16 protein-coding genes are annotated in these 23,530 nt (G+C 74.2%); 14 read left to right on the top strand and 2 right to left on the bottom strand.

Translation table 11 applies throughout. The annotated features are described in order from the left end of the window. The first annotated feature begins 28 nt into the window (after positions 1-28). Complete coding sequence (locus tag ASE15_RS03040) at positions 29-4,363, top strand: endo-alpha-N-acetylgalactosaminidase family protein (protein WP_082618134.1); 4,335 nt, start codon at positions 29-31, stop codon at positions 4,361-4,363. A gap of 120 nt (positions 4,364-4,483) precedes the next feature. Here ASE15_RS03040 and ASE15_RS03035 read toward each other — a convergent pair whose 3' ends face one another. Beyond that, entirely contained in the window at positions 4,484-5,803 is a 1,320-nt protein-coding gene (locus ASE15_RS03035) for a GTP-binding protein (RefSeq protein WP_082618133.1), read from the bottom strand. 113 nt (positions 5,804-5,916) lie between these two features. On the opposite strand from ASE15_RS03035, the gene rpmB reads away from it, so the two are divergent. The 7 genes from rpmB to ASE15_RS03000 all read left to right on the top strand — a co-directional run bounded on the left by rpmB (position 5,917) and on the right by ASE15_RS03000 (position 13,129). Beyond that, positions 5,917-6,153, top strand: coding sequence for a 50S ribosomal protein L28 (gene rpmB, locus ASE15_RS03030; RefSeq protein WP_056644422.1), 237 nt, complete (start codon positions 5,917-5,919; stop codon positions 6,151-6,153). After that, positions 6,153-6,320: a 50S ribosomal protein L33 gene (gene rpmG, locus ASE15_RS03025; protein ID WP_056761099.1), complete on the top strand. Its 168-nt coding sequence runs from the start codon at positions 6,153-6,155 to the stop codon at positions 6,318-6,320. Before rpmB ends, rpmG begins: the two co-directional genes overlap by 1 nt. A gap of 10 nt (positions 6,321-6,330) precedes the next feature. Further along, positions 6,331-6,636, top strand: coding sequence for a 30S ribosomal protein S14 (rpsN, locus tag ASE15_RS03020; protein ID WP_056761096.1), 306 nt, complete (start codon positions 6,331-6,333; stop codon positions 6,634-6,636). Between the two features lie 48 nt (positions 6,637-6,684). Further along, positions 6,685-6,990 carry a type B 50S ribosomal protein L31 gene (locus ASE15_RS03015; protein WP_056644431.1) on the top strand — a complete coding sequence of 102 codons (306 nt, stop codon included), beginning with the start codon at positions 6,685-6,687 and terminating at the stop codon, positions 6,988-6,990. A 392-nt stretch (positions 6,991-7,382) separates the two neighbouring features. Then, positions 7,383-7,664 (top strand): HU family DNA-binding protein, encoded by a 282-nt coding sequence (locus ASE15_RS03010; RefSeq protein ID WP_056644436.1) that lies wholly within the window; start codon positions 7,383-7,385, stop codon positions 7,662-7,664. A gap of 207 nt (positions 7,665-7,871) precedes the next feature. Further along, positions 7,872-9,179, top strand: a complete 1,308-nt coding sequence (locus tag ASE15_RS03005) for a YibE/F family protein (RefSeq protein WP_082618132.1) — start codon at positions 7,872-7,874, stop codon at positions 9,177-9,179. Between the two features lie 62 nt (positions 9,180-9,241). Further along, the gene (locus tag ASE15_RS03000; RefSeq protein WP_056761093.1) at positions 9,242-13,129 is read left to right on the top strand and encodes an SCO7613 C-terminal domain-containing membrane protein; all 3,888 of its coding nucleotides are present in this window, start codon (positions 9,242-9,244) and stop codon (positions 13,127-13,129) included. A gap of 232 nt (positions 13,130-13,361) precedes the next feature. On the opposite strand, the gene ASE15_RS02995 is transcribed toward ASE15_RS03000, so the two are convergent. Next, on the bottom strand, positions 13,362-13,835 hold the full coding sequence (locus tag ASE15_RS02995) for an Lrp/AsnC family transcriptional regulator (protein ID WP_056644442.1): 474 nt from the start codon (positions 13,833-13,835) through the stop codon (positions 13,362-13,364). Positions 13,836-13,994: 159 nt separating this feature from the next. Here ASE15_RS02995 and pdhA point away from each other — a divergent pair, with 159 nt between their 5' ends. The 6 genes from pdhA to ASE15_RS02965 are packed head-to-tail and all read left to right on the top strand — an operon-like array spanning position 13,995 to position 23,466. Then, positions 13,995-15,197, top strand: a complete 1,203-nt coding sequence (gene pdhA / locus ASE15_RS02990; protein WP_056644445.1) for a pyruvate dehydrogenase (acetyl-transferring) E1 component subunit alpha — start codon at positions 13,995-13,997, stop codon at positions 15,195-15,197. Beyond that, positions 15,194-16,225 (top strand): alpha-ketoacid dehydrogenase subunit beta, encoded by a 1,032-nt coding sequence (locus ASE15_RS02985; protein ID WP_056644448.1) that lies wholly within the window; start codon positions 15,194-15,196, stop codon positions 16,223-16,225. Before pdhA ends, ASE15_RS02985 begins: the two co-directional genes overlap by 4 nt. Then, a complete protein-coding gene (locus ASE15_RS21395) occupies positions 16,225-18,297 on the top strand; it encodes a dihydrolipoamide acetyltransferase family protein (protein ID WP_235534094.1) in 2,073 nt (690 codons plus the stop codon). Before ASE15_RS02985 ends, ASE15_RS21395 begins: the two co-directional genes overlap by 1 nt. A 44-nt stretch (positions 18,298-18,341) precedes the next feature. After that, on the top strand, positions 18,342-19,970 hold the full coding sequence (locus ASE15_RS02975) for a carboxyl transferase domain-containing protein (protein WP_200960504.1): 1,629 nt from the start codon (positions 18,342-18,344) through the stop codon (positions 19,968-19,970). Positions 19,971-20,020: 50 nt separating this feature from the next. Then, entirely contained in the window at positions 20,021-22,285 is a 2,265-nt protein-coding gene (locus ASE15_RS02970) for a biotin carboxylase N-terminal domain-containing protein (protein ID WP_056761091.1), read from the top strand. Next, entirely contained in the window at positions 22,282-23,466 is a 1,185-nt protein-coding gene (locus ASE15_RS02965) for an acyl-CoA dehydrogenase family protein (protein WP_056761088.1), read from the top strand. Before ASE15_RS02970 ends, ASE15_RS02965 begins: the two co-directional genes overlap by 4 nt. The last annotated feature ends 64 nt before the right edge of the window (positions 23,467-23,530 follow it).

Raw genomic sequence — 23,530 nt, 5'->3', positions numbered from 1 at the left:
ATGAACTGCTATCGAAGGAGATCAGCACATGGTTCGACATTCCCCTGGCCCTCGGGCCGGTTCCCACCCGGGTGGCGCCTCGCGCCGTGCCCGCAGCCTCGTGGCGCTCGCGACCGCGGTGGTGGTGCCGTTCGCGGCGCTGCCCGCCGCGGCCGCGGCGGTCCACACCCCGGCGAGCAGCGCGACGTCGCTCTCTGCCCTCGGCCTGACGGCCGAGCAGGTCGCGGCCGCGAGCGTCGAGGGCGCGGCCACGCTGCGCTCGGCGCAGCTCGACGTCCAGGTCGCCGCGGACTTCCCGCGGGTCCTGAGCTACACCGACCGCGCGTCGGGTGCCTCGCTCGCGGGCAGCACCGCGACCGTCACGAAGGTGCGCCTCAACGGCACCGACCGGGCCGTCGCTGTCGAGGCGGGCGAGCCCGGCGAGACGAGCCGGGACTACCGCCTGACGTTCCCCGACCTCGCGGGCGTCAGCATCGACACGCGCCTCGAGGTCGAGGGCAGCGCCGTGACGTTCCGCGTCACGGGCGTGACCGACACCGAGGCGTTCCGCGTCGGGACCATCGAGGTCCCGGGCCACGACCTGCTCTCGGTCTCGTCGGCCGACCCGTCGGCCGTGGTCGCCTCGGCGGTCATCAGCCCGGACCGCGGCAAGGTCGGCGACACGTTCACGTCCGTCACGGGGCAGACCCCCGTCAACGCGAACCCGGTCGGGTCCGCGTACGCGATCGTGAGCACGAGCGCGCTGTCGGCCACGATCGTGACCAACAGCGTCTACGACGAGGCCAACGGCAAGGCCGCCGCGGACGGCAACCGCCTGCAGCGCCAGGCGCGCGCGGCCGACGGCGGCGTGCGCGTGGGCGTCTGGAGCGGCGCGTGGACCTACCGGGCCCAGGGCTCGCCGGTCACCGAGGAGCTCCCGTACGCGACCGTCGTCGTGACGGCCGACGCCAACGCCGACGACAAGGTCGACTGGCAGGACGGCGCGATCGCGTTCCGCGCGACCGCCCCCAAGGCGCTCGGCGCCGACCAGGTCGCCGACCGCGTCGTGACCCACATCCCGTTCAACTTTGCCTCGCAGGCCACGCACCCGTTCCTGCGCACGCTCGACGACGTCAAGCGCATCTCGCTCGCGACCGACGGCCTGGGCCAGATGGCGCTGCTCAAGGGCTACGGCTCCGAGGGGCACGACTCCGCGCACCCCGACTACGGCGGAAACTACAACGAGCGCGCGGGCGGCCTCGAGGACATGAACACGCTGCTCGCGCAGGGTGGCGACTGGAACGCCGACTTCGGCGTCCACATCAACGCGACCGAGGCCTACGCCGAGGCGAACGCCTTCTCCGACGAACTCGTCGACCCCTCGGCCAAGGGCTGGAACTGGCTCGGCCAGTCGTACTACATCGACCAGCGTCGCGACGTGAACAGCGGCGACCTGGCCGCGCGCATCGGCCAGCTCGCCGACGAGACCCAGGGCAACCTGGACCTCCTCTACGTCGACGTCTACTACAACTTCGGCTGGCAGGCCCGCGCCCTCGCGGACGCGGCCCGCGCCAACGACCTCCAGATCGCGACCGAGTGGTCCGACAAGTTCGAGGCGAACTCGCTGTGGAGCCACTGGTCCGCCGACGAGAACTACGGCGGCGCCGCGAACAAGGGCCTGAACTCCCAGATCGTGCGCTTCATCGACAACGCCGAGAAGGACACCTGGAACCCGCACCCGCTGCTCGGCAACGCGCGGCTCGTCGAGTTCGAGGGCTGGACCGGGCAGACCGACTGGAACGCGTTCTACAAGAACATCTGGACGACCAACGTCCCGACCAAGTTCCTCCAGCACCAGGAGATCGTGCGCTGGGGCACCGACCGGATCGACTTCAGGGGTGACGTCTCGGCCCGCGGCACGACCGCGGCCGACCGGCAGATCCTCGTCGGGGACGCCGTCGTCGCCCAGGGCGGCACCTACCTCCTGCCGTGGAACGCGTCCGACGCCCCCGGGCTCGAGGGAGAGGCTGCCGAGGGCAGCAAGCTCTACCACTACAACCCGGCCGGCGGCTCGACCACGTGGACCCTCACGGACGAGCTCGCCGGGGCCACGAGCCTGACCATGTACAAGCTCACGACCACGGGCCGCGAGAAGGTCGCGGACGTCCCGGTCACGGGCGGCAAGGTCACGGTCGACGCGACCGCGGGCCAGCCCTACGTGCTGTACCCGCAGGGCGTCGCGACCCCCTCGGCCGAGGACGTCGCGTGGGGCGCCGCGAGCGGCATCGTCGACCCCGGCTTCAACGCCGCGACGCTCGACGCGTACGAGACGACCGGCACCACGGGCATCGAGACGCTCGCCAACGGGCAGCGCGTCGCGACGCTCGGTGCGGGCGCCTCGTCGCTGAGCCAGCAGCTCGGTGAGCTCTCGACCGGGACCTACGCCGTGAGCGCGTGGGTCGAGGTCCAGCCCGGGAAGTCCCGCTCGACCACCCTGTCCGTCTCGGGCGAGGGCGTCGCGCAGAACGCGAGCACCGTCGTCGAGCGCTCGACCGCCAAGAACCTCGTCGCGGCCGACGAGAAGAACAACCGCTACTACCAGCGCGTCCAGGTGCTCGTCGACGTCACGGGCCCGGCCCGCCCGACGCTGACGGTCTCCGCCTCGGCGGGCGACGCCGTCGTGCGGGTCGACGACCTGCGCGTCGTGAGCGCCACGCGCTCGGTGGCCCCGGCCGTCGAGGGTGAGACCGGCACGGTCGTCGCGTTCGAGGACTTCGAGAACGTGCCCCAGGGCTGGGGACCGTTCGTCAAGGGCGACGCGGGCGGCGTGACCGACCCGCGCACGCACATCGCCCAGCGCAACGCGCCCTACACGCAGGCCGGCTGGAACGGGAAGCTCGTCGACGACGCGCTGTCCGGCGACTGGTCGCTCAAGGCGCACGAGGAGAACAAGGGCCTCGTCTACCGCACCGTGCCCAGCACCGTGAAGCTCGAGGCGGGGCGTCAGTACCGCGTGAGCTTCGACTACCAGTCGGGCAACGGCGGCGAGTACCAGTGGGTCACGGGCTACGACTCGGTCGCGAGCGGCGCCCCGGCGTCGGTCGAGACCCACGCGGCCCCGCTGGGGCAGCAGCGCACGACCGCGACGTTCTCCGAGGACGTCGTGGCCAGCGGCTGCGGCGACACCTGGGTGGGGCTGCGCAAGCTCACCGCGGGCGGCAACCAGTCCGACCTGATCCTCGACGACTTCCGCGTCGTGGACCTGGGTCCGGCCGAGGCCACCCCGGCCTGCGCGTCCCTGACGGTGTCCCCCGGACCCGTCGCGTTCGAGCCCGACGTCGCGAGCACCGTCACGACGCGCCTCACGGTCCACGAGCCCGTGGCCGTCGCGGACGTCGCGGTGACGCTCGACGTGCCCGAGGGCTGGGAGGTCGAGGCGACCAACGCCTCGACCGCGGCCACGCTCCCGGCTGGCGGCGTCCTGACCACGACGTGGCAGGTCACCCCGCACGGCAAGATCACCGCCGACGCCTACACGCTCACCTCGGGCGGCTCGTACACGACCACGGCTGCGCCCGTCGGCGAGCGGTCGGTCGAGGCCGGCCAGTCGGTGTGGGTCGTCGTGCCGCCGAACGGTGGCGAGAACTGGGTCAGCGACCTGCCGTTCGTCTCGACGACCAACGGGTGGGGACCGGTCGAGCGCGACCTGTCCAACGGCGAGCAGGGCGAGAAGGACGGCAAGCCGCTCTCGCTGCGCGGCGTCGTGCACGAGAAGGGCCTCGGCACGCACGCGAACTCGTCGGTCCGGGTCTTCCTCGCCGCGCAGTGCGACGCGTTCACGGCGACCGTGGGGGTCGACGACGTCCAGGGCACCAAGGGCACGGTGCAGTTCAAGGTCGTGGGTGACGGCACCCAGCTCGCCCAGACCGAGGTGCTCAAGGGCGGCGGCAAGACCGTCGACCTGGACGTGCCGGTCACGGGGGTCCGCTACCTCGACCTGATCGTGACCGACGGCGGCGACGGCAACGGCAACGACCACGCCGACTGGGGCTCCGCCAAGGTGTCCTGTGCCGACCCGGTCGAGCCCGAGCCCGAGCTCGAGGTCACCACGACGGCCAAGGCCCAGTGCGCGGCCTCGCGCGTCCAGCTCGCGGTCCGCGCGGTCAACGAGGAGGACTTCCCGGTCGACGTGAAGATCTCCACGCCGTTCGGCACCAAGACCTTCCAGCAGGTCCAGCCGGGCAAGAGCGCCAGCCAGACGTTCACGACCCGCAAGGACGCGATCGAGGCGGGCACGGCGACCGTGACGGCGACCGCCACGGTCGACGGCAAGGAGGTCACGACCACGATCGAGAGCGAGTACGCGGCCACGAGCTGCGGCTAGCCCGCGAGGCGTCCGCCGGGGGTGCTCCCGGCGGACGGTCGGCGGCCGGTGCGAGCCGGCCGTCGAGCACCACGAGCAAGGCCCCGGGACCCACGACGGTTCCCGGGGCCTTGCTCGTCGTCAGACGGCGTCGGTGCGCGCCCCGAGCCAGGGAGCGAGCACGTCCTCACGGCCGAGCCAGCGCAGCCCGCCGTCGGCGACCTCCTCGCGCGTCGCGAGGATCTCGGTGAACGCCGCGCGCAGCTCGTCGCGGTCCCCGGCCGAGTCGGCTGCCCCCGTGAAGACCAGCCGGGTCCGGGGCGCGAGGTCCTCCCACGTCCCGACCTCTCCGATGCTCAGCTGCCCGCCCGCGCCGTCCCACGCGCACATCGAGTCGGGCCGGTTGGGGACCCAGAACACGCCGCGGCTGCGCAGGCGCCCGGTCCCGAGGCGCCGGACCTGGTGCAGGAGGCGCTGCGGGTCGAACGGCAGGTCGGAGGACAGCTCGAGGGTCCAGGTCCCGGTCTCCTCGTCCTGCCCGACGACGGCGCGCGTCCCGAACGGGTGGGCGCGGCGCTCGGCGCGGGTCGCGTCGTGCGTCGCCGCGGACAGGTCCGCGAGATGCAGCCCGTCGAGGCTGTCGAGCCGGGTCGAGCCGTCGGCCATGAGCCTGTCGACGAGGCCCGATCCCGTGCGTGCGCTCGCGTGCCGCCTGTCCTGCGCGGCGTGGACCGCAGCGGACGCGCCCGGGTGGGAGGCGCCGTCGGGCAGGGGGCGTCGGGTGGGCGTCCCGGGACCGTCCAGGAGGGCCGGGCAGGGCGCGCCCGTCGTGACCACGAGGTCGGCGTGCTCGACCTGGGCCGCGAGCACCTCGCCGACCGAGCGGTGGTCGGCGGCGGTGAGCGCGAGGCCGCGCTCCTCGAGCAGGTCGTCGTCGAGGAGATCGGTCTCGACCGCGGCGAGGTCGACGACCGTGAGGACCGTGGCGAGCCGCAACCCGTCGAGCGCACCCCCGGGCCGGGTCGCGCCGCCCAGGGCCCGCGCGACCGGCAGCGGCTCGGCCGACACGGGCAGCGCGAGGAGCACCTGGTCCCAGCGTCCGTCGCGTGCGAGGCCGCGCAGCGTGGGGATCGCGTCCTCGCGGACCGCGCACGACAGGCACGCGTGCTCGAGGTCGACGAGCGTGTCCTCGACGACCCCGGTCGCGTCCACGACGAGGCGGCGCAGGGTCCCGTCCTCGGCACGGATGTCGTGGCGCAGGACGACCGACCGCGGGGTGTCGGTCACGAGCCCGAAGACCGTGGTATCGCGCAGCACCGGGTCGATCGTGGCGAGCACGCTGAGCGGGATGCGGCCCGGCGCGTCGCTCGGGTCGGCGGCCGAGCCGCTGCTCGTCGGGGCCGGTGAGGCCGCGCGGCGGCTCGCTGCCGTGCCGGGGGCCCCGGGAATATCTGCGGGCATCTGGACGCTCCACCTCTACAGAGAACGGTTCTCATCAGTCGAGAGCATACCTCTTGACGAGAATGGTTCTCATTAAGTATTCTCGGGTCCCACGACCCACCGAAGGGAAGCTCATGTCCGCCGTCTGCCAGGTGCTCGGCACCTCGCCGGGGTTCGGCCGCTCGATCTCGCACTCGCACGTGCGGACCAGGCGTCGCTTCGACCCCAACATCCAGCACAAGCGCTACTGGGTGCCGTCACTGGGCCGGCATGTCAGGCTGAGAGTGAGCGCCCAGGGGATCAGGACGATCGACCGTCGAGGGATCGACGCGGTCGTCGCACGCATCATCGCTCGAGGGGAGAAGGTCTGATGGCAGCACGCACCGAGCTGCGACCCGTGGTCAGGCTGCGCTCGACCGCAGGGACCGGGTACACGTACGTGACCCGCAAGAACCGTCGGAACGACCCGGACCGGCTGACCCTGCTCAAGTACGACCCGGTCGCCCGGGCACACGTCGCGTTCCGCGAGGAACGGTAAGGGGAGCCGCATGGCCAAGAAGTCCAAGATCGCGCGCAACGAGCAGCGCGAGGTGGTCGTCGCCCGGTACGCCGAGCGGCGCGCCGAGCTCAAGAGGATCATCGCGTCGCCCAGCGCCTCGGACGCCGAGAAGGAGGCGGCCGCGACCGAGCTGCGCAAGCAGCCCCGCGACGCGAGCGCGACCCGCCTGCGCAACCGCGACGTGGTCGACGGTCGTCCGCGCGCGTACAACCGGCGTTTCGGCCTCTCCCGCATCCGGCTGCGCGACATGGCGCACCGCGGGGAGCTGCCGGGCGTCACCAAGTCCAGCTGGTAGTCGACACCCGTCGAGAGCCCAGCAGTCGAGAGTCGTAGAGGAGCACCCATGAAGAAGGACATCCACCCCGAGTACGGACCGGTCGTGTTCCGCGACATCTCGGCCGACTTCGCGTTCCTGACGCGGTCCACCCTCGCGGGGACCAGCGCGTCGGGTCCTGGCCGTCCGGACAAGACGATCGTGTGGACCGACGGCAACACCTACCCGGTCGTCGACGTCGACATCTCGAGCGCGAGCCACCCGTTCTACACGGGTACCGCGCGCGTCGTGGACACCGCCGGCCGCGTCGAGAAGTTCCGTCAGCGCTACGGCAAGGGCGCCACGGGAGGTGCCGCGAAGAGCGAGGGCCGCTGAGCCGTCGCTCGTCGTCGGGCCGCGGTCGCCAGCTCGTGGCCAGGAGAGCCGCCCACCCCTCTGGGTGGGCGGCTCCGTGCGTACCGGGGCGTGCTGCAGCCTGCCGAGAGACGGCGAACGGGGCTGTGGGCGCGTCGTCGGGGCGTCGCTCGCGTGTGCGGATCTTGTGCGCGTGGAGCTCCTCCGGGGGCCCCGGGGGCGCCAAGTAGGTCACATTCAGGGCAAAACGGGCAAGATTCCGCGTTCAGAGAAACACGTTCGGCGCGGAAACGCGCGGAAACCCCCGTAGATTCCTTAGTGTTGTCCACGAAGTCCCGCCTCACGGCTGGCAAACTGAGACCTCAACGTCGCGCGGTGCCCACCGCGAGGCGTGAACCGATGAAGGGATCCGCATGTCGCTCAACAAGTCTGAGCTCGTCTCGGCCATCGCCGCAAAGTCCGACCTGACCAAGGCTCAGGCCGAGAACGCCCTCAACGCGTTCCAGGAAGTCCTCGTCGAGTCGCTCGGCAACGGCGAGGCCGTCAAGGTCACCGGCCTGCTCTCGGTCGAGCGCGTCGAGCGTGCCGCTCGCACGGGCCGCAACCCCCGCACCGGCGAGGAGATCCAGATCCCCGCCGGCTTCGGTGTCAAGATCAGCGCCGGCAGCCTCCTGAAGAAGGCCGTCACCAAGTGATCCTCGCGGCGCGCTGAGGCGTGCCGCACCGCGGGGCCGTGCCCCGCACCACTGACACAGGCCCGGGTGCCCGACGACGTCGGGCACCCGGGCCTGTGTCGTGCCCTGGGTGCGTGGCGGTCGGGCGTGGAGCGCTAGCGATAACTGTTCTCATTCTCTAAGGTGGGCGGGTCCAGGGCGTGCGCCCGACCCCGACCGAAGGGCACCATGAGCGTCCCGCAGCACCCGACGAGGCGAGCACGGCGAGCACGGAGCAGTCCTGACCGTGGCGGGCCCGCCCACGCGCACGCGCACGGCGACGGCCCGACGCCCCCTGCGAGCAGACGGGTCCGGCTCGTGCTCGCGGCGATCCTGGTCCCCGCGCTGGTGCTGACGATCGTCGGGCTCGTCGCGCTCTGGCCCCGCGGTGCCGACGTGCCGGACCAGATCCCGGTGACCGCCCAGGGCGCGTTCGTGGTGTTCGGCGAGGTGACCGGTGAGGCTGAGGTCGAGACCGGTCTGGTCCCCGTACGTCTCGACGACGGCACCGAGGTCGAGGTGGTCGCACCACCCGAGTACGTCCACCACGGCTTCGAGGTCGGCGACAGGCTCCGCCTCCTCCACATCGAGCAGGCTGCGGGCGACGGGGGGACCCCCTACGTCTTCCTGGACTTCGAGCGCGGCATCCCGATCGCCCTGCTCGCGATCGCCTACGCGGTCCTCGTGCTCGCGGTCGCCCGGTTGCGCGGGCTCGCGGCGCTCGCGGGGCTCGCCGTCGCGCTCGTCGTGATCGGGCAGTTCACGCTGCCCGCCCTGCTCTCGGGCCAGAGCTCCCTCTACGTGGCCCTCGTGACGTCGTCGGCCGTGATGTTCGTGGTGCTCTACGTGGCCCACGGGTTCACGGCCCGGACGTCGACCGCCATGGTCGGCACGCTCGTCGGCCTGGCGCTGACGGCCGTCCTGGCCGCGTGGGGCGCCCGGACCTCGCACATCACCGGGCTCACGTCCGAGGAGGCGCTCTGGCTCCCGTCCTACGCCCCCGCGATCGACCTCCAGGGCATCGCGATCTGCGGGATCGTCCTCGCCGGGATGGGCGTGCTCAACGACGTCACGATCACCCAGGCGTCGACCGTGTGGGAGCTGCGCGCGCTCGCGCCGGGCGCCTCACGGCGCGAGCTCTTCTCCCGGGCCATGCGGATCGGCCGCGACCACATCGCCTCGACCGTCTACACCATCGCGTTCGCCTACGTGGGGGCGGCCCTGCCGCTGCTCATGGCGGTCTGGCTGTCCGACCAGGCGCTCGGCGTGAGCCTGACCTCGGGGGAGATCGCCGAGGAGGTCGTCCGGACGCTCGTCGGGTCGATCGGGCTCGTGCTCGCGATCCCGCTCACGACCGCGATCGCTGCCGTGACGGTGCCGACGGGCGCGCTGGGCACCGTCGATGCCGCAGGCACCGTGGTTCGCGCGGACGCCTCGGGCGGGACGGTGGACCCGGACCGCGACGACGACCTGGCCCGGAGCACCCCCTTCACCTGATCGACACCGACACCCCACGGGACGGGCCGATGCCTGACCTGGGAGTTCGCCATGATGTGCGCATGAGCGAACAGTGGGTCGAGGTCGCGACGGAGCGGCTGCGCGACCAGCACGCGTGCCCCGGGTGCGGGGCCGTCCTCACGTCGACCCGCTGCGAGGCGTGCGGCCTCGCCCTGTCGGGGCCGTGGGCGGTCGAGGTGCTGCGCGCGTCGCGCGACGCGGCCGCCGCGCTCGACCGGCGAGCCGCCGGTCTGCGCGCCCTGCGGTCCGCGGACGAGCGGCTCCGCGCCCAGGGGGCCCCAGCCCGCCCCCAGCCCCCCGTGCCCGTGGCGGGCGCAGCGCGCCGACCGGTGTACACCGCTCCCGCGGCACCGGCACCGGCACCGGCACCGACCCGGTCGAGCGTCGGCCTCCAGCCCATCCTCGCGAGCGCAGGGGCCGGGCTGCTCGCGGTCGCGACGATCGTGTTCGTCTTCTTCACGCTCGCGGACGACCTCGCGGTCCGGGCGCTCGTCACGGGCGTCGTCACGCTCCTCGCGCTCGGGGCCGCCGTGTTCCTGCGCCTGCGGGGCATGGGCGCCTCGGCCGAGTCGATCGGTGCGCTCGGCGTCGTCCTGCTGCTCGTCGACGTCGAGCTGCTCCTGAGCGCCGGGCTGCTCGGTGGCACGGACCCGGCGCTCGCGCGCGGCATGCTGCTGCTCCTCGTCTCGGCGGGTCTGCTGGTGGCCGGGCACCTGGTGCGCATGCGGACCTGGAGCGCCGCCGGGCTGATCCTCGCCCCGGTGGTTCCCGTGGTCCTCGCGGGAGCGGTCGCCGGGGGCGCGTCCGGGGACCTCGGGACGGAGTCCGGGGTGTACGCGGTCGGCATGCTCGCGGCCTGCCTCGTGACCCTCCTGGAGCTGCCGGTCGCGCGCGTCTCGGGGGCCAGGCTCGGATCCCGTCTGGTCGCGGAGACGACCGTGCTCCAGGTCGCGCGCTACCTCGTGTACCCGACCGCGCTCCTCGTCGGACTGGCCGTCCCGCCGGTCTCGTGGCTGCCCGGGTGGAGCGGCGCGGCCCTGGTCATGGTCGGGGGTGCTGCGACGGCCGCGATCCTTGCGCGGTGCACGGGGCAGCGGCTCTGGTGGTGGGTCACGGGCGCGGTGGCGGTCCTCGCGGCGGTGCTGCTCGGCGTCGGGCACTGGCCGTGGTCGATCGGCCTGGCCCCCGTCGCCGGGCTCGCGGCCGGCGCCGTCCTGGTCGCGGCCGCGACGGCCGCGCGGGCCACGGCACGCTCCCGGGAGGCGCTCGTGACGGGCGCGCTCGTGGTCTTCGCGACGGCGACCCTCCCGGCGGTCGGGTACCTGGCCGCGCGCGTGCTGGTCGCGCTGACATCGGTCCGGGCGGCAGGTCCGCAGTGGTCGTTCACGGACGTCCCGCTCGCCCAGGACGGCGTGTTCGACGACGCGACGACGACGGCCGCGCTCGTCGGGGTCGGTGCCCTCGCCCTGGCGCTCCTCGGCCTGAGCGTGCTCCGCCTCGGGACGTGGCTCGGCTCGGGTGCCCGGGCCGGCCTGCCGTGGGTCGTGCTCTTCCTGCTCACCGGGATCGCGCTGCACCCGGCGTGGGCTGCGCTCACGTCGTTCGGGCTGCTCGCGGCCCTGGCTCTCGTGGCCCTGGTGCTCACCGACCAGTTGTCAGAAGCACGCCGGTCCGGGGACCGGCCCAGTTCTGACACCGGATCTCCGACGGTCGTCGTCCCCGAGGCCCTCCCGAGGTCCGTGAGGTCGGAACGTGCCCGCTGGGCCATGGCCGCCCTCGCGGGCACGTTCGCCCTGACGGGCATGGCGGCCGTCGTCTCCTGGGCGGCGCGCCCGACCGCGGTCCTGGGCAGCGCCGTCGTGCTGGGGCTCCTGCTGCTCGCCCGACGGGTCGTGCCCGCGGGGGTCCGCCCGTACCTCGTGGGCCTCGGCTACGGGTATGCGCTCCTGGTTCTGGGCATGACGCTCGGGTGGGCGGGCCTCGCAGGGGTCGAGGCGCTCGCGGTCGTGTCGGTCACGGCCTCGGTCGTGGCGATCGTCGTGACGCGCCTGCGGGCCGTCGACCGTCCCTCGTGGTGGGCCGTCCTGGTCACGACGTCGGTGCCGTTCGTCCTGGGCGTGGCCTCGGTCCTCGAGGAGCGCAGCTACTGGTCGGCCGTGGCCGCCGCGACCATGCTCGCGCTCGAGGCCGTCCTGGTCCTGACGCGACGCCCCGGGATGACGCGCGCCGTGCGGGTCGCGGCGGCCGGGCTCCTGCTCCCGACGGCCTCGGTCGTGCTCGTGTGCCTGGGCGCGGAGCTCGTCCCGGGCAGCGGGTCGCCCGTCGTGCTCCCGCTCGTCGCGATCCTCACGGCCGGCGCGGCCGTGGCCGTCCCGCAGGCCCTCGCGTTCCTCGGCGCGCGCGGGCTCCCGGACGTGCACACCGAGCCGGTCGGCCGGGCGGTCGAGGTCAGCACGCTCGTCACGGCCGCGGTCGCGGTCCTGCTCTCGCTGGTGCGCGTCTCGGCGGGGCCCGAGACCGCGATGATCGTGCTCCTGGTCCTGGGGACCGGCGCCGCGGTCGTCGCGGGTCGACCCGCCCGCCGCTGGACGTGGTGGCTCGCGGCCGTGCTGTGGGTCGGGGCGCTGTGGTCCTTGCTGAGCCTGCTCGGGGTCGGTCTCGTCGAGGCGTACACCGCGCCGCCCGCGCTCGCGGCGGTCGTGGTCGGCGGGATCCTCGCGCGTCGCGGACCGGGTGGTCGACGCCTGGTCGCGGGGGGCCTCGAACTGCTCGTGGTGCCGTCGCTGCTCGTCTCGATCCTCCTGCCCGACGCGGGTCCGTGGCGCAACCCCGTGCTCCTCGCCCTGGGGCTCGTGCTCGTCGTCGGTGGTGAGGTCGCCCGCCGGCTCGCGGCCCGCGGCACCCGCGTCAGCACCTCGTGGGCGAGGGATGCCGCGACGTACCTGTCGCTCGCCGCGGTGCTCGCGTCGGTCGGCGGCCTGGCCGCCGCGCTGCGGTTCGTCGCAGCCTCGGGGGGCGCCGGGGACGACCCGACGGCGACCTACCTCGGGGCGCTCGCCTGGTCCGCGGCCGGGGCCGCGCTCGCGGCGCTCGCGGGACACCGGGTGGTGTCGGCGGCGTCCACGGGGCCAGGGGCGACGGGCGCCGGGCCCGACGACGTCGCCCACCTCCGGCTCGCCCCCACGGCCCGGCGGTGGTGGGCCGCGCCCGCGATGGTGCTCGCCGTCGTCGGGCCCGTGGCCGCGGTCGGCGAGAGCTGGACCGCGATCGTCCTGACCTGGTCGCTCGAGGTCGCGCTCCTGGTGCTCGTCGTGCACACCGTGCGCCAGGCGCTGCGCACGACGGCGCCCGAGGACCTGCGCTGGCCTCCGGCGTGGTTCGTGTGGGGGCTCGCGCTCGTCACCGCGATCGGCGCTTGGTCCCCGCGCGAGCTGCGTGTCGAGGTCTTCTCCCTGCCCCTCGGGGCGGGCCTGCTGGTCGCGGGATACCTGGCGTTCGTGGCGTCGTCGGGTCCCGCGCCCGCGCCGGGACGAGCGCCGGTGGCGCGGCTCGCGGACTGGCCCGTCGGGTTCGTGGGCTCGTGGCGCACGCTCGCGGTCGGGATCGCCGCGACGCTGGGCCCCTCGGTCCTCGCGACCTACACCGACGCCCGGACCTGGCGGGCCGTGCTCGTGGTCGGGCTCGCGCTCGCGGCCGTGCTGGTCGGGACGCGCCTGCACCTCGCGGCACCGTTCGTCCTGGGCGTCGTGGTGCTCCCGGTCGAGATCCTCGTGGTGTTCGTGAGCCAGCTCGGGACGGCCATCTCGGCCGGGCCGTGGATGCTCACGCTGACCGCCGCGGGCGGGCTGCTGCTGATCCTCGCGGTCTACTACGAGCGGCGCATGGCCGCGTTCGACGGCGCTGCGGCGTACCTGCGCGACCTGCGGTGAGGACGGGGGAAGTGGTTGCCCCCGCTGACCCGGCCCACGCCGGGTCCGGGGGCTTGTGTCGGGGCTGTTCGGCTGACCAGGAGCGGCTCCTGCTCAGCGAACGCCGTTCCTGCCCAGCCGAACCTGCTCGTCGAGGGCTCCGCCCCCGGGCGCTGCCCCCCCGCCGCGGGCCCTCAGTCGCTGATCACTCCGCCGTCGACCCCTCTGCCGCTGACTCCGGCCCACGCCCTCGTCAGAGGGTCTTGCGCGCCCGCTCGATCAGCGGCCGCACCCGGTAGGGGATGAGCTCGCCCATCGAGAGCGAGGTCTCGGTGCGCTCGACACCGTCGATCGCGAGGATCGCGGCGTCGATGCGGAACAGGTGGTCCGTGGTGCGGCACGCGACCAGTACCCGCAGGTCCGACGTGCCCGAGCGGCCGTGGGCCTGGAGGACCTCGGGGATCTCCGCGAGCGTCGCCACGATGCGGCTCAGCTCCTTCTGCTTGACCTCGACCTCGATGAACGCCGTCAGCGGGTGCCCCAGGAACTCCGGGTCGATGCGCCGGTCGAAGTCGAGGAACGCACCGGCCTCCTCGAGGTGGGCCATGCGTGCGTGCACCGTGTTCCGCGAGAGCCGCAGGCGCTCGGCGAGCGCGACGATCGTGCCGCGCGGGTCCTTCGCGAGCGCGACGAGGAGATCGAGGTCGACGGCATCGTAGCTGCGCACAGTGTTCAGCCTATCCCTGTGACGCGCAGCACACTGCCCAGCCTTTCCGTGATGACTGGAGCCATGTGCGGGGTGGGGTTACGTTCGCGGTATCCGGTGCTCGACGAGGAGCGCCGGGGTGCTCGACGGTGAGCACGGGAGCAGACGCGAGGTGACGCGATGACGCCCAGCCAGGTGGACAGCCGGGTAGTGCGGGGAACGGGGCTGGACGCCGTCCAGCTGCTCGACGAGACCGGTGCACGACACGGATCGACGCAGTACGACCGATGGCTCGAAGGGCTCGACGCGGACCCCGCGCTCGCGCTGCGCCTCTACGAGGACATGATCGTGGTGCGGCGCCTCGATGCCGAGGCCACGGCCCTCCAACGCCAGGGTGAGCTCGCGCTGTGGCCCCCGCTGCTGGGCCAGGAGGCCGCGCAGATCGGGTCGGGCCGGGCGCTGCACGCCGACGACTTCGTGTTCTCGAGCTATCGCGAGCACGCCGTGGCGTACACGCGGGGTGTCGCGCTCGTCGAGCTCGTGCGGGTGTGGCGCGGCGTGACGGCGTCGGGCTGGGACCCGTACGCGGTCAACATGGCGACGCCTCAGGTCATCATCGGCGCCCAGACCCTGCACGCGACGGGCTACGCCATGGGCGTCCAGAACGACGGTGCCGACGCCGTCGCGGTCGCCTACCTGGGCGACGGCGCCATGAGCCAGGGCGACGTCAACGAGGCGTTCGTCTTCGCCGCGACCTACGGCGCCCCCGTGGTGTTCTTCTGCCAGAACAACCAGTGGGCGATCTCGGAGCCCGTAACAATCCAGTCGACCGTGCCGCTCGTCGACCGCGCCGCGGGGTTCGGGCTCCCGGGCGTGCGCGTCGACGGCAACGACGTCCTCGCGGTCCTCGCCGTCATGCACGAGGCCCTCGACAGGGCCCGCACGGGCGGCGGCGCCACGTTCGTCGAGGCCGTGACCTACCGCATGGGCCCGCACACCACGGCCGACGACCCCACGCGCTACCGCGACCCCGCGGAGCTCGAGACCTGGGCGGGCCGCGACCCGATCTCCCGCTACCGGACCTACCTCACGGGGCTCGGCCTGCTGACCGCCGACGAGGAGGCCCGCGTCCAGGGCGTCGCCGACCGGGCCGCGGCCGAGCTGCGGGCCGGGTGCATCGCGCTCGAGGACCCGCCCGCGCTCACGATCTTCGACCACGTCTACGCCGAGCCGCACGCGGCGCTCGCGGCCGAGCGCGCCGCGTACGCGCAGTACCTCGAGGGGTTCGCCGACGGTGCGGACGGCGACGGGCCCGCCGACCCCGCCGCCGGCACCACCGACCCGGCCACCGGCACCGACGCACCGACCGGAGGCGCCCGATGACCACCCTGACGCTCGCCAAGGCCCTCAACGCGGGGTTGCGCAGGTCGCTCGCGAACGACGACAAGGTCGTCGTCATGGGTGAGGACGTGGGCCGGCTCGGTGGCGTGTACCGCGTGACCGACGGGCTGCAGAAGGAGTTCGGGCCGCGCCGCGTGCTCGACACCCCGCTCGCCGAGTCGGGCATCCTGGGCACGGCCGTGGGCCTCGCGTACCGCGGCTACCGGCCCGTGTGCGAGATCCAGTTCGACGGGTTCGTGTACGTCGCGTTTGACCAGATCGTGTCCCAGCTCGCCAAGATGCACGCCCGCACGGGCGGGGCCGTGCGCCTGCCGATCACGATCCGCATCCCCGTGGGCGGGGGGCTCGGTGCCGCCGAGCACCACTCGGAGTCGCCCGAGGCGTACTTCGCGCACACCGCGGGACTGCGCGTCGTGACCGTCTCGGACCCGCAGGACGCGTACACCGTGCTCCAGCAGGCCATCGCGTGCGACGACCCGGTCGTGTTCTTCGAGCCCAAGCGTCGCTACCACCTCAAGGGCGAGGTCAACGAGGCGGCCGACCTCCGCTCGGCACCGCCCATGGACGCAGCGCGCGTCGTGGTGCCGGGCACCGACGTCACGCTGGTGACGTTCGGGTCGCTCGTGACGACGGCCCGGGACGCGGCCGTCGCCGCCGCCGACGAGGGTGTGTCGGTCGAGGTCGTGGACCTGCGCTCGCTCTCGCCCATCGACCACGCGACCGTGGCGGCGTCGGTCCGCAAGACGGGCCACCTGGTCGTCGCGCACGAGGCGCCGCACCAGGCGGGCCTGGGCGCCGAGATCGCCGCGGCGGCGACCGAGCGCTGCTTCGAGCATCTCGAGGCCGCGCCCTTCCGCGTCACGGGGCACGACGTCCCGTACCCGCCCGCCAAGCTCGAGCAGCACCAGGTCCCCGACCTCGACCGCCTGCTCGACGGCGTGGACCGCGTCCTGGGGCGCGGGGCGTACGACGAGTCCGACAGCCCGGCGTTCGAGGGGGCGGCACGGTGATGAGCACGCGCGAGTTCCGCCTGCCCGACCTCGGCGAGGGCCTCACCGAGTCCGACCTCGTGAGCTGGCACGTCGCCGCGGGCGACACGGTCGAGCTGAACCAGGTCATCGCGGAGGTCGAGACCGCCAAGGCGCTCGTCGACCTCCCGTCGCCCTACGCCGGGGTCGTCACGGTGCTGCACGCCGAGCCGGGGCAGACGGTCAACGTCGGGGAACCCCTCGTGACGTTCGAGGTCCCCGACGAGGGCGAGGCGCCGGGAGGCACGTCCTCGTCAGGCGGTTCCGCGGGCACGCGGCCCGACGGCGGTGCGTCCGTGGGGAGGGCGTCCGGCAAGGGTCAGGCGGGTCGAGCGCCCGACGGCGGTGCGTCCGCGGGCAGTTCGGCGGGCGCTGGTACGGCGGTTCGGGTGCCCGACGGCGCGGCTTCCGCGGGGGACTCGGCCGGCGGCGACGCGGAGGTCGCCGAGGAGGCGCCTCAGCCGAACCTCGTCGGGTACGGGGCGCGGCCGGAGCGGTCGGGCCGACCCGCGCGACGTGCCCGACGTGCTCCTGCTCGCGCCGCGATCGAGAACGGCCGCACGGGGGTCGAAGGCCCGGTCGGAACCCCCACCAGCCCGATCTCGACGGACGAGCCGGCGCCCGGCCAGCGTCCCGGCACCGGTACGGGGACCATCGCGGGTGCGGGTGAGGCCGTCCCGGCCGAGCGACCGCGCTCGACGCCGCCCGTGCGCCGGCTCGCCAAGCTGCTCGGGGTCCACCTCGAACGGGTCGTCGGGACGGGGGCCCGCGGGCTCGTGACCCGCGAGGACGTCCTGTCGGCCGTGAGCTGCGCGCAGGCCGGGGCCAGGGACGGCACGGCAGCCGGGGCCGAACAGGCGACGGGCCACCGGACCGGGACAGGGACCGGCGCCCCGGCCGGTCGAGGAGCGGGGACGGGGCGCGAGCGCAACGGCGTCCACGGCCTGCCGAGCACGGCCGCCGCGGGCCCGCTGTCCCGAGGGTTCGTGACCGGCGACGTCGCCGACCGCGGCACAGCGGGCCACGACACCACCGGGACGGACGCCGACGGGGACGAGACCGCGCTCCGCACGACGGGGCGCTTCGCGCCGACCTCGTTGCGCGACATCCTCGGCCAGTCCGGGCTGGCCCGCGCGGCAGCCCGTCGTGCCGGCAGCTTCCCCCCGCCCGACGAGGACCGTGTGCCGGCCGCGCCCGACCATGGGGCGGGAGCGACGCCGTCGGGCCTGCGCGCCGACGGGACCCCCGGCCGCCGGACGGGCGACCCGGCCACCCGCGAGACGCGCACCCCCGTGCGCGGCGTGCGCAAGCACACCGCCGCCGCGATGGTCGCGAGCGCGTTCACCGCTCCCCAGGCGACCGTCTTCCTCACGGTCGACGTCACGCCCAGCACCGAGCTCCTCGACCGGCTCCGGAGCCACCCGCTCGCCCGCGGGACGCGCATCACGGTCCTGGCGCTCGTGGCGCGGGCGCTGTGCGTCGTGCTGCCGCGGCACCCCTCGCTCGCCAGCCGGTGGGAGGACCTGCCGGACGGGAGCGCGGAGATCGTCCACAGCCCGCGCGTGCACCTGGGGATAGCGGTCGCGACCGAGCGAGGGCTCGTCGTGCCGCACGTGCCCGACGCGCACACGCTCGGGCTCACGGGCCTCGCCGAGGCGCTCGCGGACCTCACTGCGACGGCCCGCAGCGGACGCACCGCGCCCGAGCGGCTGACGGGCGGGACCATCACGATCACCAACGTCGGGGTGTTCGGCGTCGACGCCGGGACGCCGATCCTGGTCCCGGGGGAGGCCGCGATCCTGGGCGTCGGGGCCGTGCGCCGCCGCCCGTGGGAGCACGAGGGCCAGGTCGCGCTGCGCGACGTCGTGACGCTGAGCCTGTCGTTCGACCACCGTGTGGTCGACGGCGAGCAGGGCGCCCGCTTCCTCGCCGAGCTTGGTGCGCTGCTCGCCGACCCGGCGCTCGCCCTGCTGCTCGCGGGCGACCCGGGCGACCCGGGCGACCCGGCTGCCCCTGACGAGCAGGCCGCTCGCCGGACGGGGGGCACGTCGTGACCGCGACCCTGCCGAGCACGCGCGCGCCGGGCGTCGGCGACGTCCTGGGGACGACCGTCGACCCGGCCTCCGCCACGGCCCTGGCCAACGATGCGGCCCAGCGAGCGCTCGTCGCGGGGCTGCGCGAGCGCTCGGCCCGTGCCGCGCTCGGCGGCCCCGAGCAGGCGCGCACCCGGCACGTCGCGCGCGGCAAGCTGCTGCCCCGCGAGCGCGTCGAGCACCTGCTCGACGAGGGCAGCCCGTTCCTGGAGATCGCGCCGCTCGCGGCCGAGGGGATGCTGGGCGGCGAGTGGCCCGGCGCGGGCGTGATCGCGGGGATCGGCCTGGTCGAGGGCCGCCAGGTGCTGGTCGTGTGCAACGACGCGACGGTCAAGGGCGGCACCTACCACCCGCTCACGGTCAAGAAGCACCTGCGGGCCCAGGAGATCGCGCTCGAGAACCGGCTGCCGTGCATCTACCTGGTCGACTCGGGCGGCGCGTTCCTGCCGCTCCAGGCCGAGGTCTTCCCCGACCGTGACCACTTCGGCCGGATCTTCTACCACCAGGCCCGGCTCTCGGCCGCGGGCATCCCGCAGATCGCGGCGGTCCTGGGCTCGTGCACCGCGGGCGGCGCGTACGTGCCTGCGATGAGCGACGAGACCGTGATCGTGCGGAACCAGGGCACGATCTTCCTGGGCGGGCCGCCGCTCGTGAAGGCCGCGATCGGCGAGGTCGTCACGGCCGAGGAGCTGGGCGGCGGCGACCTGCACGCGCGTCGCTCGGGCGTCACGGACCACCTCGCGGAGGACGACGAGCACGCGCTCGCGATCGTGCGCCGCATCGTCTCGACGCTCCCGCCGGACCCTGCGCCCGCGTGGGCCGTGCACGAGAGCGTCCCGCCCGCCGTCGGGCAGGACGAGCCCGGCGGGCCGGGCGAGAGCCTGTACGGCGCGGTCCCGGTCGACGTCCAGGCGCCCTACGACGCGCGCGAGATCGTCGCGCGGCTCGTCGACGGCAGCGTGTTCCACGAGTTCAAGCGCGAGTACGGCGACACCCTGGTCTCGGGGTTCGCGCACCTGCACGGGCACCCCGTGGGGATCGTCGCGAACAACGGGGTCCTGTTCAGCCCGTCGGCGCTCAAGGGCGCGCACTTCGTCGAGCTGTGCGACCAGCGCGGCATCCCGCTCGTGTTCCTGCAGAACATCTCGGGGTTCATGGTCGGCACGGACGCCGAGGCCGGGGGGATCGCCAAGGACGGCGCCAAGATGGTCACGGCCGTCGCGACGACGCGCGTGCCCAGGCTGACGGTCGTGGTCGGCGGGTCGTTCGGGGCGGGCAACTACTCGATGTGCGGGCGCGCGTACTCGCCGCGCTTCCTGTGGTCGTGGCCCGCGAGCCGGATCTCGGTCATGGGCGGCCCGCAGGCCGCGTCGGTGCTCGCGACGGTCAAGGCCGACCAGCTCGCGGCGCGGGGCGAGCAGTGGGCGCCCGACGACGAGGCCGCCTTCCGCGAGGACATCCGCTCGCGCTACGAGGAGCAGGGCGACCCGTACTACGCGACGGCCCGGCTCTGGGACGACGGCATCATCGACCCCGCCGACACGCGCCGCGTGCTGGGACTCGCGCTCGACGTGTGCGCCCGCACGCCTCTGGCCCCGACCGAGGGCCCGCGGTTCGGGCTCTTCAGGATGTGAGGGCCATGCTCCCGCAGCACACCGACCAGGTGTCAGAAGCGAGCCGGGCTATGCCCCGGCCCAGCTCTGACAACTCGTCCGCGGGGCGGCGCCCCTTCGGCTCGGTCCTCGTCGCCAACCGCGGCGAGATCGCGTGCCGCATCATCGCCACGCTGCGGCGCCTCGGCATCCGCTCGGTCGCGGTCCACAGCGACGCCGACGCCGGCGCGCGCCACGTGTCCCTCGCCGACGCCGCGGTGCGGATCGGCCCGGCCCCCGCGACCGAGTCGTACCTGAGCGTGCCCGCGATCATCGACGCGGCCCGCGCCACGGGCGCCGACGCGGTCCACCCCGGCTACGGCTTCCTGTCGGAGAACCCCGAGCTCGCGCGGGCCTGCGCGGACGCGGGCATCGTGTTCGTCGGGCCCAGCGTCGCGGCGCTCGAGGCCATGGCCGACAAGATCACGGCCAAGGAGATCGTCGCGGCGCGCGGGGTCCCGGTCGTGCCGGGCAGCACGGGCCGCGACCCCGTGACGGGCAGAGCGCTCGACGACGAGGCGCTCGCGCGGGCCGCGCGCGACGTCGGCTTCCCGCTGCTGGTCAAGCCCTCTGCGGGGGGCGGCGGCAAGGGCATGCAGGTCGTGACGTCGGCCGACGACCTCCCGGCTGCGCTCACGAGCGCCCGACGCGTCGCGACCCGGTCGTTCGGCGACGGCACGCTGCTCGTCGAGCGCCTGGTCGCCCGGCCGCGCCACATCGAGGTGCAGGTGCTCGCGGACTCGCGCGGCGCCGTCGTGCACCTGGGGGAGCGCGAGTGCTCGCTCCAGCGCCGCCACCAGAAGGTGGTCGAGGAGGCGCCGTCGCCGCTGCTCGACGCCGCGACCCGTGCCCGGATCGGGGCCGCCGCGTGCGAGGTCGCGCGCAGCGTGGACTACGAGGGCGCCGGGACGGTCGAGTTCCTCGTGCCCGCCGACGACCCGACCACGTTCTTCTTCATCGAGATGAACACGCGCCTGCAGGTCGAGCACCCCGTGACCGAGATGGTCACGGGCCTCGACCTGGTCGAGGCCCAGCTGCGCGTCGCGGCGGGGGAGGCGCTGGGGTTCGCGCAGGAGGACGTCGTGCTGCGGGGCCATGCGATCGAGGCCCGCGTCTACGCCGAGTCCCCGGCCCGCGGGTTCCTGCCCGCGACGGGCGAGGTCCTCGCGCTCACCGAGCCCGACGGCGAGGGATGGCGTCTCGACAGCAGCCTCACCGAGGGGCTGCGCGTCGGGGGCGACTACGACCCGCTGCTCGCGAAGGCCGTCGCGCACGGCGCCGACCGCGCCCAGGCGCTCGACCGGCTCGACCGCCTGCTCGCGGAGACGCTCGTCCTGGGGGTCGACACCAACATCGGCTTCCTGCGGGCGCTCCTCGGGGACCCGGACGTCCGGTCCGGCGACCTCGACACGGGGCTGATCGAGCGGTTCGTGGCGGCGGGGGGAGTGCCCCCGGGGACCGCGACCGAGGACGACCTCGTGGCCGTCGCACTGTACTCGCTCGGGGCGCGCGCTCCCGGCTCCCGGGGCGCGACGCCGCACGCCACCGGCCCGTGGGGAGCCGACGACGGCTGGCGTCTCAACGCCGCGCCGCGCCCACGCAGGGTCACCCTGGTCGACACGGCGCCCGGCACGACGACCCCGACGCGTGCACCCCGCGAGGTGACCGTGACGGGAGAGACGAGCGACGCCGTCGTGCACGTGGACGGGGACCCACGGCCGGGGGCAGCCCGGCGGACCGCGCTGACCCCCGTCGCGGGGAGCGCGCACGCGTGGCGCTACGTCGTGGACGGGGTGGGAGAGACCGTGGACCTGGCGGCCGACCCCAGGGACGCGAGCGTGTGGCTCGCGCGCGGGGGCCGGGTGGTCCAGGTCGCGGTCCCGACGCGCGCCGAGCTCCTCGCCCTCCGCGCCGCCGCCCGCGGTGCCTACGCCGACGGCGCCGACGTTCTCACGAGCCCCGAGGTCCGCGCGGGCATGCCCGGCACGGTCGTGACGGTCGCGGTCGCGGACGGCGAGACCGTCGCCGCGGGCGCGGTCCTCGTCACGGTCGAGGCCATGAAGATGGAGCACGCGCTGAGGGCCCCGCACGCGGGCGTCGTGCGGCTCACGATCCGCCCGGGAGACCTGGTGCGCCGCGACGAGGTGGTCGCGCGCGTCGACCAGGTGCCCGACGACGTCGCTCCCGCCCCGGCGGACGAGCCCGCCCCCGCGGTGGTCACGCCGTCCTCGAACGTCCCCTCCCAGGCCGGTACCCCGGCCGTCCCCGTCCCCTCCCACACCCCAGGAGCGCCATGAACACCGAGCTCACCGACGAGCAGCGCAAGCTCAGCGACACCGTGCGCGAGTTCGCGGACACCGTCGTCGCGCCCGCGGCGTACACGTACGACACCGAGCGCCGCCTGCCGCTCGACATCATCCGCGAGATGGGCGACCTGGGGCTGTTCGGCCTGCCCTTCGCCGTCGAGCACGGCGGCCAGGGCAAGGACTACCTGTCGCTGTGCCTCGCGGTCGAGGCGCTCGCGCGCGTCGACCAGAGCATCGCGGTCACGCTCGAGGCCGGCGTCGGGCTCGGCATCATGCCGATCGTCCGGCACGGGACCGCCGCGCAGCGCGAGCGGTGGCTGCCGGACCTGGTCACGGGACGGGCTCTCGCGGCGTTCGGGCTGACCGAGGCCGAGGCGGGCTCCGACGCGGGCGCGACGCGCACGACGGCACAGATCGAGACCGGGCCCGACGGCGGCGCCGGGGTGTGGGTCATCGACGGCAGCAAGCAGTTCATCACCAACTCCGGGACGCCCATCACGAGCGTCGTCACCGTCACCGCGGTCACGGGCGAGGAGACCCGGGCCGACGGGACCGTGAAGAAGGAGCTGTCGAGCATCCTCGTGCCGTCGGGGACGAAGGGGTTCACGGTCGGGCCGGCGTACGACAAGGTCGGGTGGCACACGTCCGACACCCACCCGTTGACCTTCGAGGACGTCCGGGTCCCCGAGGCGAACCTGCTGGGCGAGCAGGGGCGCGGGTACGCGAACTTCCTGCGCGTGCTCGACGAGGGCCGCGTCGCGTTCGCGGCGCTCGCCACGGGGGCTGCCCAAGGGTGCTTGGAGGAGGCGCTGCGGTACGCGCGGACGCGCAACGTGTTCGGCCGCGACATCGGCTCGAACCAGCACATCGCGTTCACGCTCTCGCGCATGGCTGCCCGCGTCCACCAGGCACGGCTCTGCTACTACGACGCGGCGTCGAAGCTCGCGAACGACGCGCCGTTCAAGGTCGAGGCGTCGATCGCGAAGCTCGTGGGCAGCGAGGCGGCCATGGCCAACGCGCGCGACGCCGCGCAGATCTTCGGCGGCTACGGGTTCCTCAACGAGAACCCTGTGGCCCGCCACTACCGGGACTCCAAGGTGCTCGAGATCGGGGAGGGGACGACCGAGGTGCAGCTCATGATCATCGCGCGCGGGCTGGGGCTCACGGCCTGAGCCGCGGTCGAGAACGAGGTCGTGGTCGGTATGTCGGCCAGAACGACCGCAACCTCGTTCTCGG

Origin of the sequence: Oerskovia sp. Root22 (assembly GCF_001429135.1) — a bacterium.
Lineage (GTDB): Bacteria > Actinomycetota > Actinomycetes > Actinomycetales > Cellulomonadaceae > Oerskovia > Oerskovia enterophila.
Note: the sequence above shows the minus strand (reverse complement) of the source record. Positions and strands in the feature narration are given on the sequence as shown.

Bases quoted from the DNA above. Each gene is read 5' to 3' on its own strand.
- ASE15_RS03010 (WP_056644436.1), top strand. From the start codon at position 7,383: ATGTCGCTCAACAAGTCTGAGCTCGTCTCGGCCATCGCCGCAAAGTCC.
- ASE15_RS02970 (WP_056761091.1), top strand. From the start codon at position 20,021: ATGCCCCGGCCCAGCTCTGACAACTCGTCCGCGGGGCGGCGCCCCTTC.
- ASE15_RS21395 (WP_235534094.1), top strand. From the start codon at position 16,225: ATGAGCACGCGCGAGTTCCGCCTGCCCGACCTCGGCGAGGGCCTCACC.
- ASE15_RS03015 (WP_056644431.1), top strand. From the start codon at position 6,685: ATGAAGAAGGACATCCACCCCGAGTACGGACCGGTCGTGTTCCGCGAC.
- rpsN (WP_056761096.1), top strand. From the start codon at position 6,331: ATGGCCAAGAAGTCCAAGATCGCGCGCAACGAGCAGCGCGAGGTGGTC.
- ASE15_RS03040 (WP_082618134.1), top strand. From the start codon at position 29: ATGGTTCGACATTCCCCTGGCCCTCGGGCCGGTTCCCACCCGGGTGGC.
- ASE15_RS03000 (WP_056761093.1), top strand. From the start codon at position 9,242: ATGAGCGAACAGTGGGTCGAGGTCGCGACGGAGCGGCTGCGCGACCAG.
- ASE15_RS02985 (WP_056644448.1), top strand. From the start codon at position 15,194: ATGACCACCCTGACGCTCGCCAAGGCCCTCAACGCGGGGTTGCGCAGG.
- pdhA (WP_056644445.1), top strand. From the start codon at position 13,995: ATGACGCCCAGCCAGGTGGACAGCCGGGTAGTGCGGGGAACGGGGCTG.
- ASE15_RS02965 (WP_056761088.1), top strand. From the start codon at position 22,282: ATGAACACCGAGCTCACCGACGAGCAGCGCAAGCTCAGCGACACCGTG.
- rpmB (WP_056644422.1), top strand. From the start codon at position 5,917: ATGTCCGCCGTCTGCCAGGTGCTCGGCACCTCGCCGGGGTTCGGCCGC.
- rpmG (WP_056761099.1), top strand. From the start codon at position 6,153: ATGGCAGCACGCACCGAGCTGCGACCCGTGGTCAGGCTGCGCTCGACC.
- ASE15_RS03005 (WP_082618132.1), top strand. From the start codon at position 7,872: ATGAGCGTCCCGCAGCACCCGACGAGGCGAGCACGGCGAGCACGGAGC.
- ASE15_RS03035 (WP_082618133.1), bottom strand. From the start codon at position 5,803: ATGCCCGCAGATATTCCCGGGGCCCCCGGCACGGCAGCGAGCCGCCGC.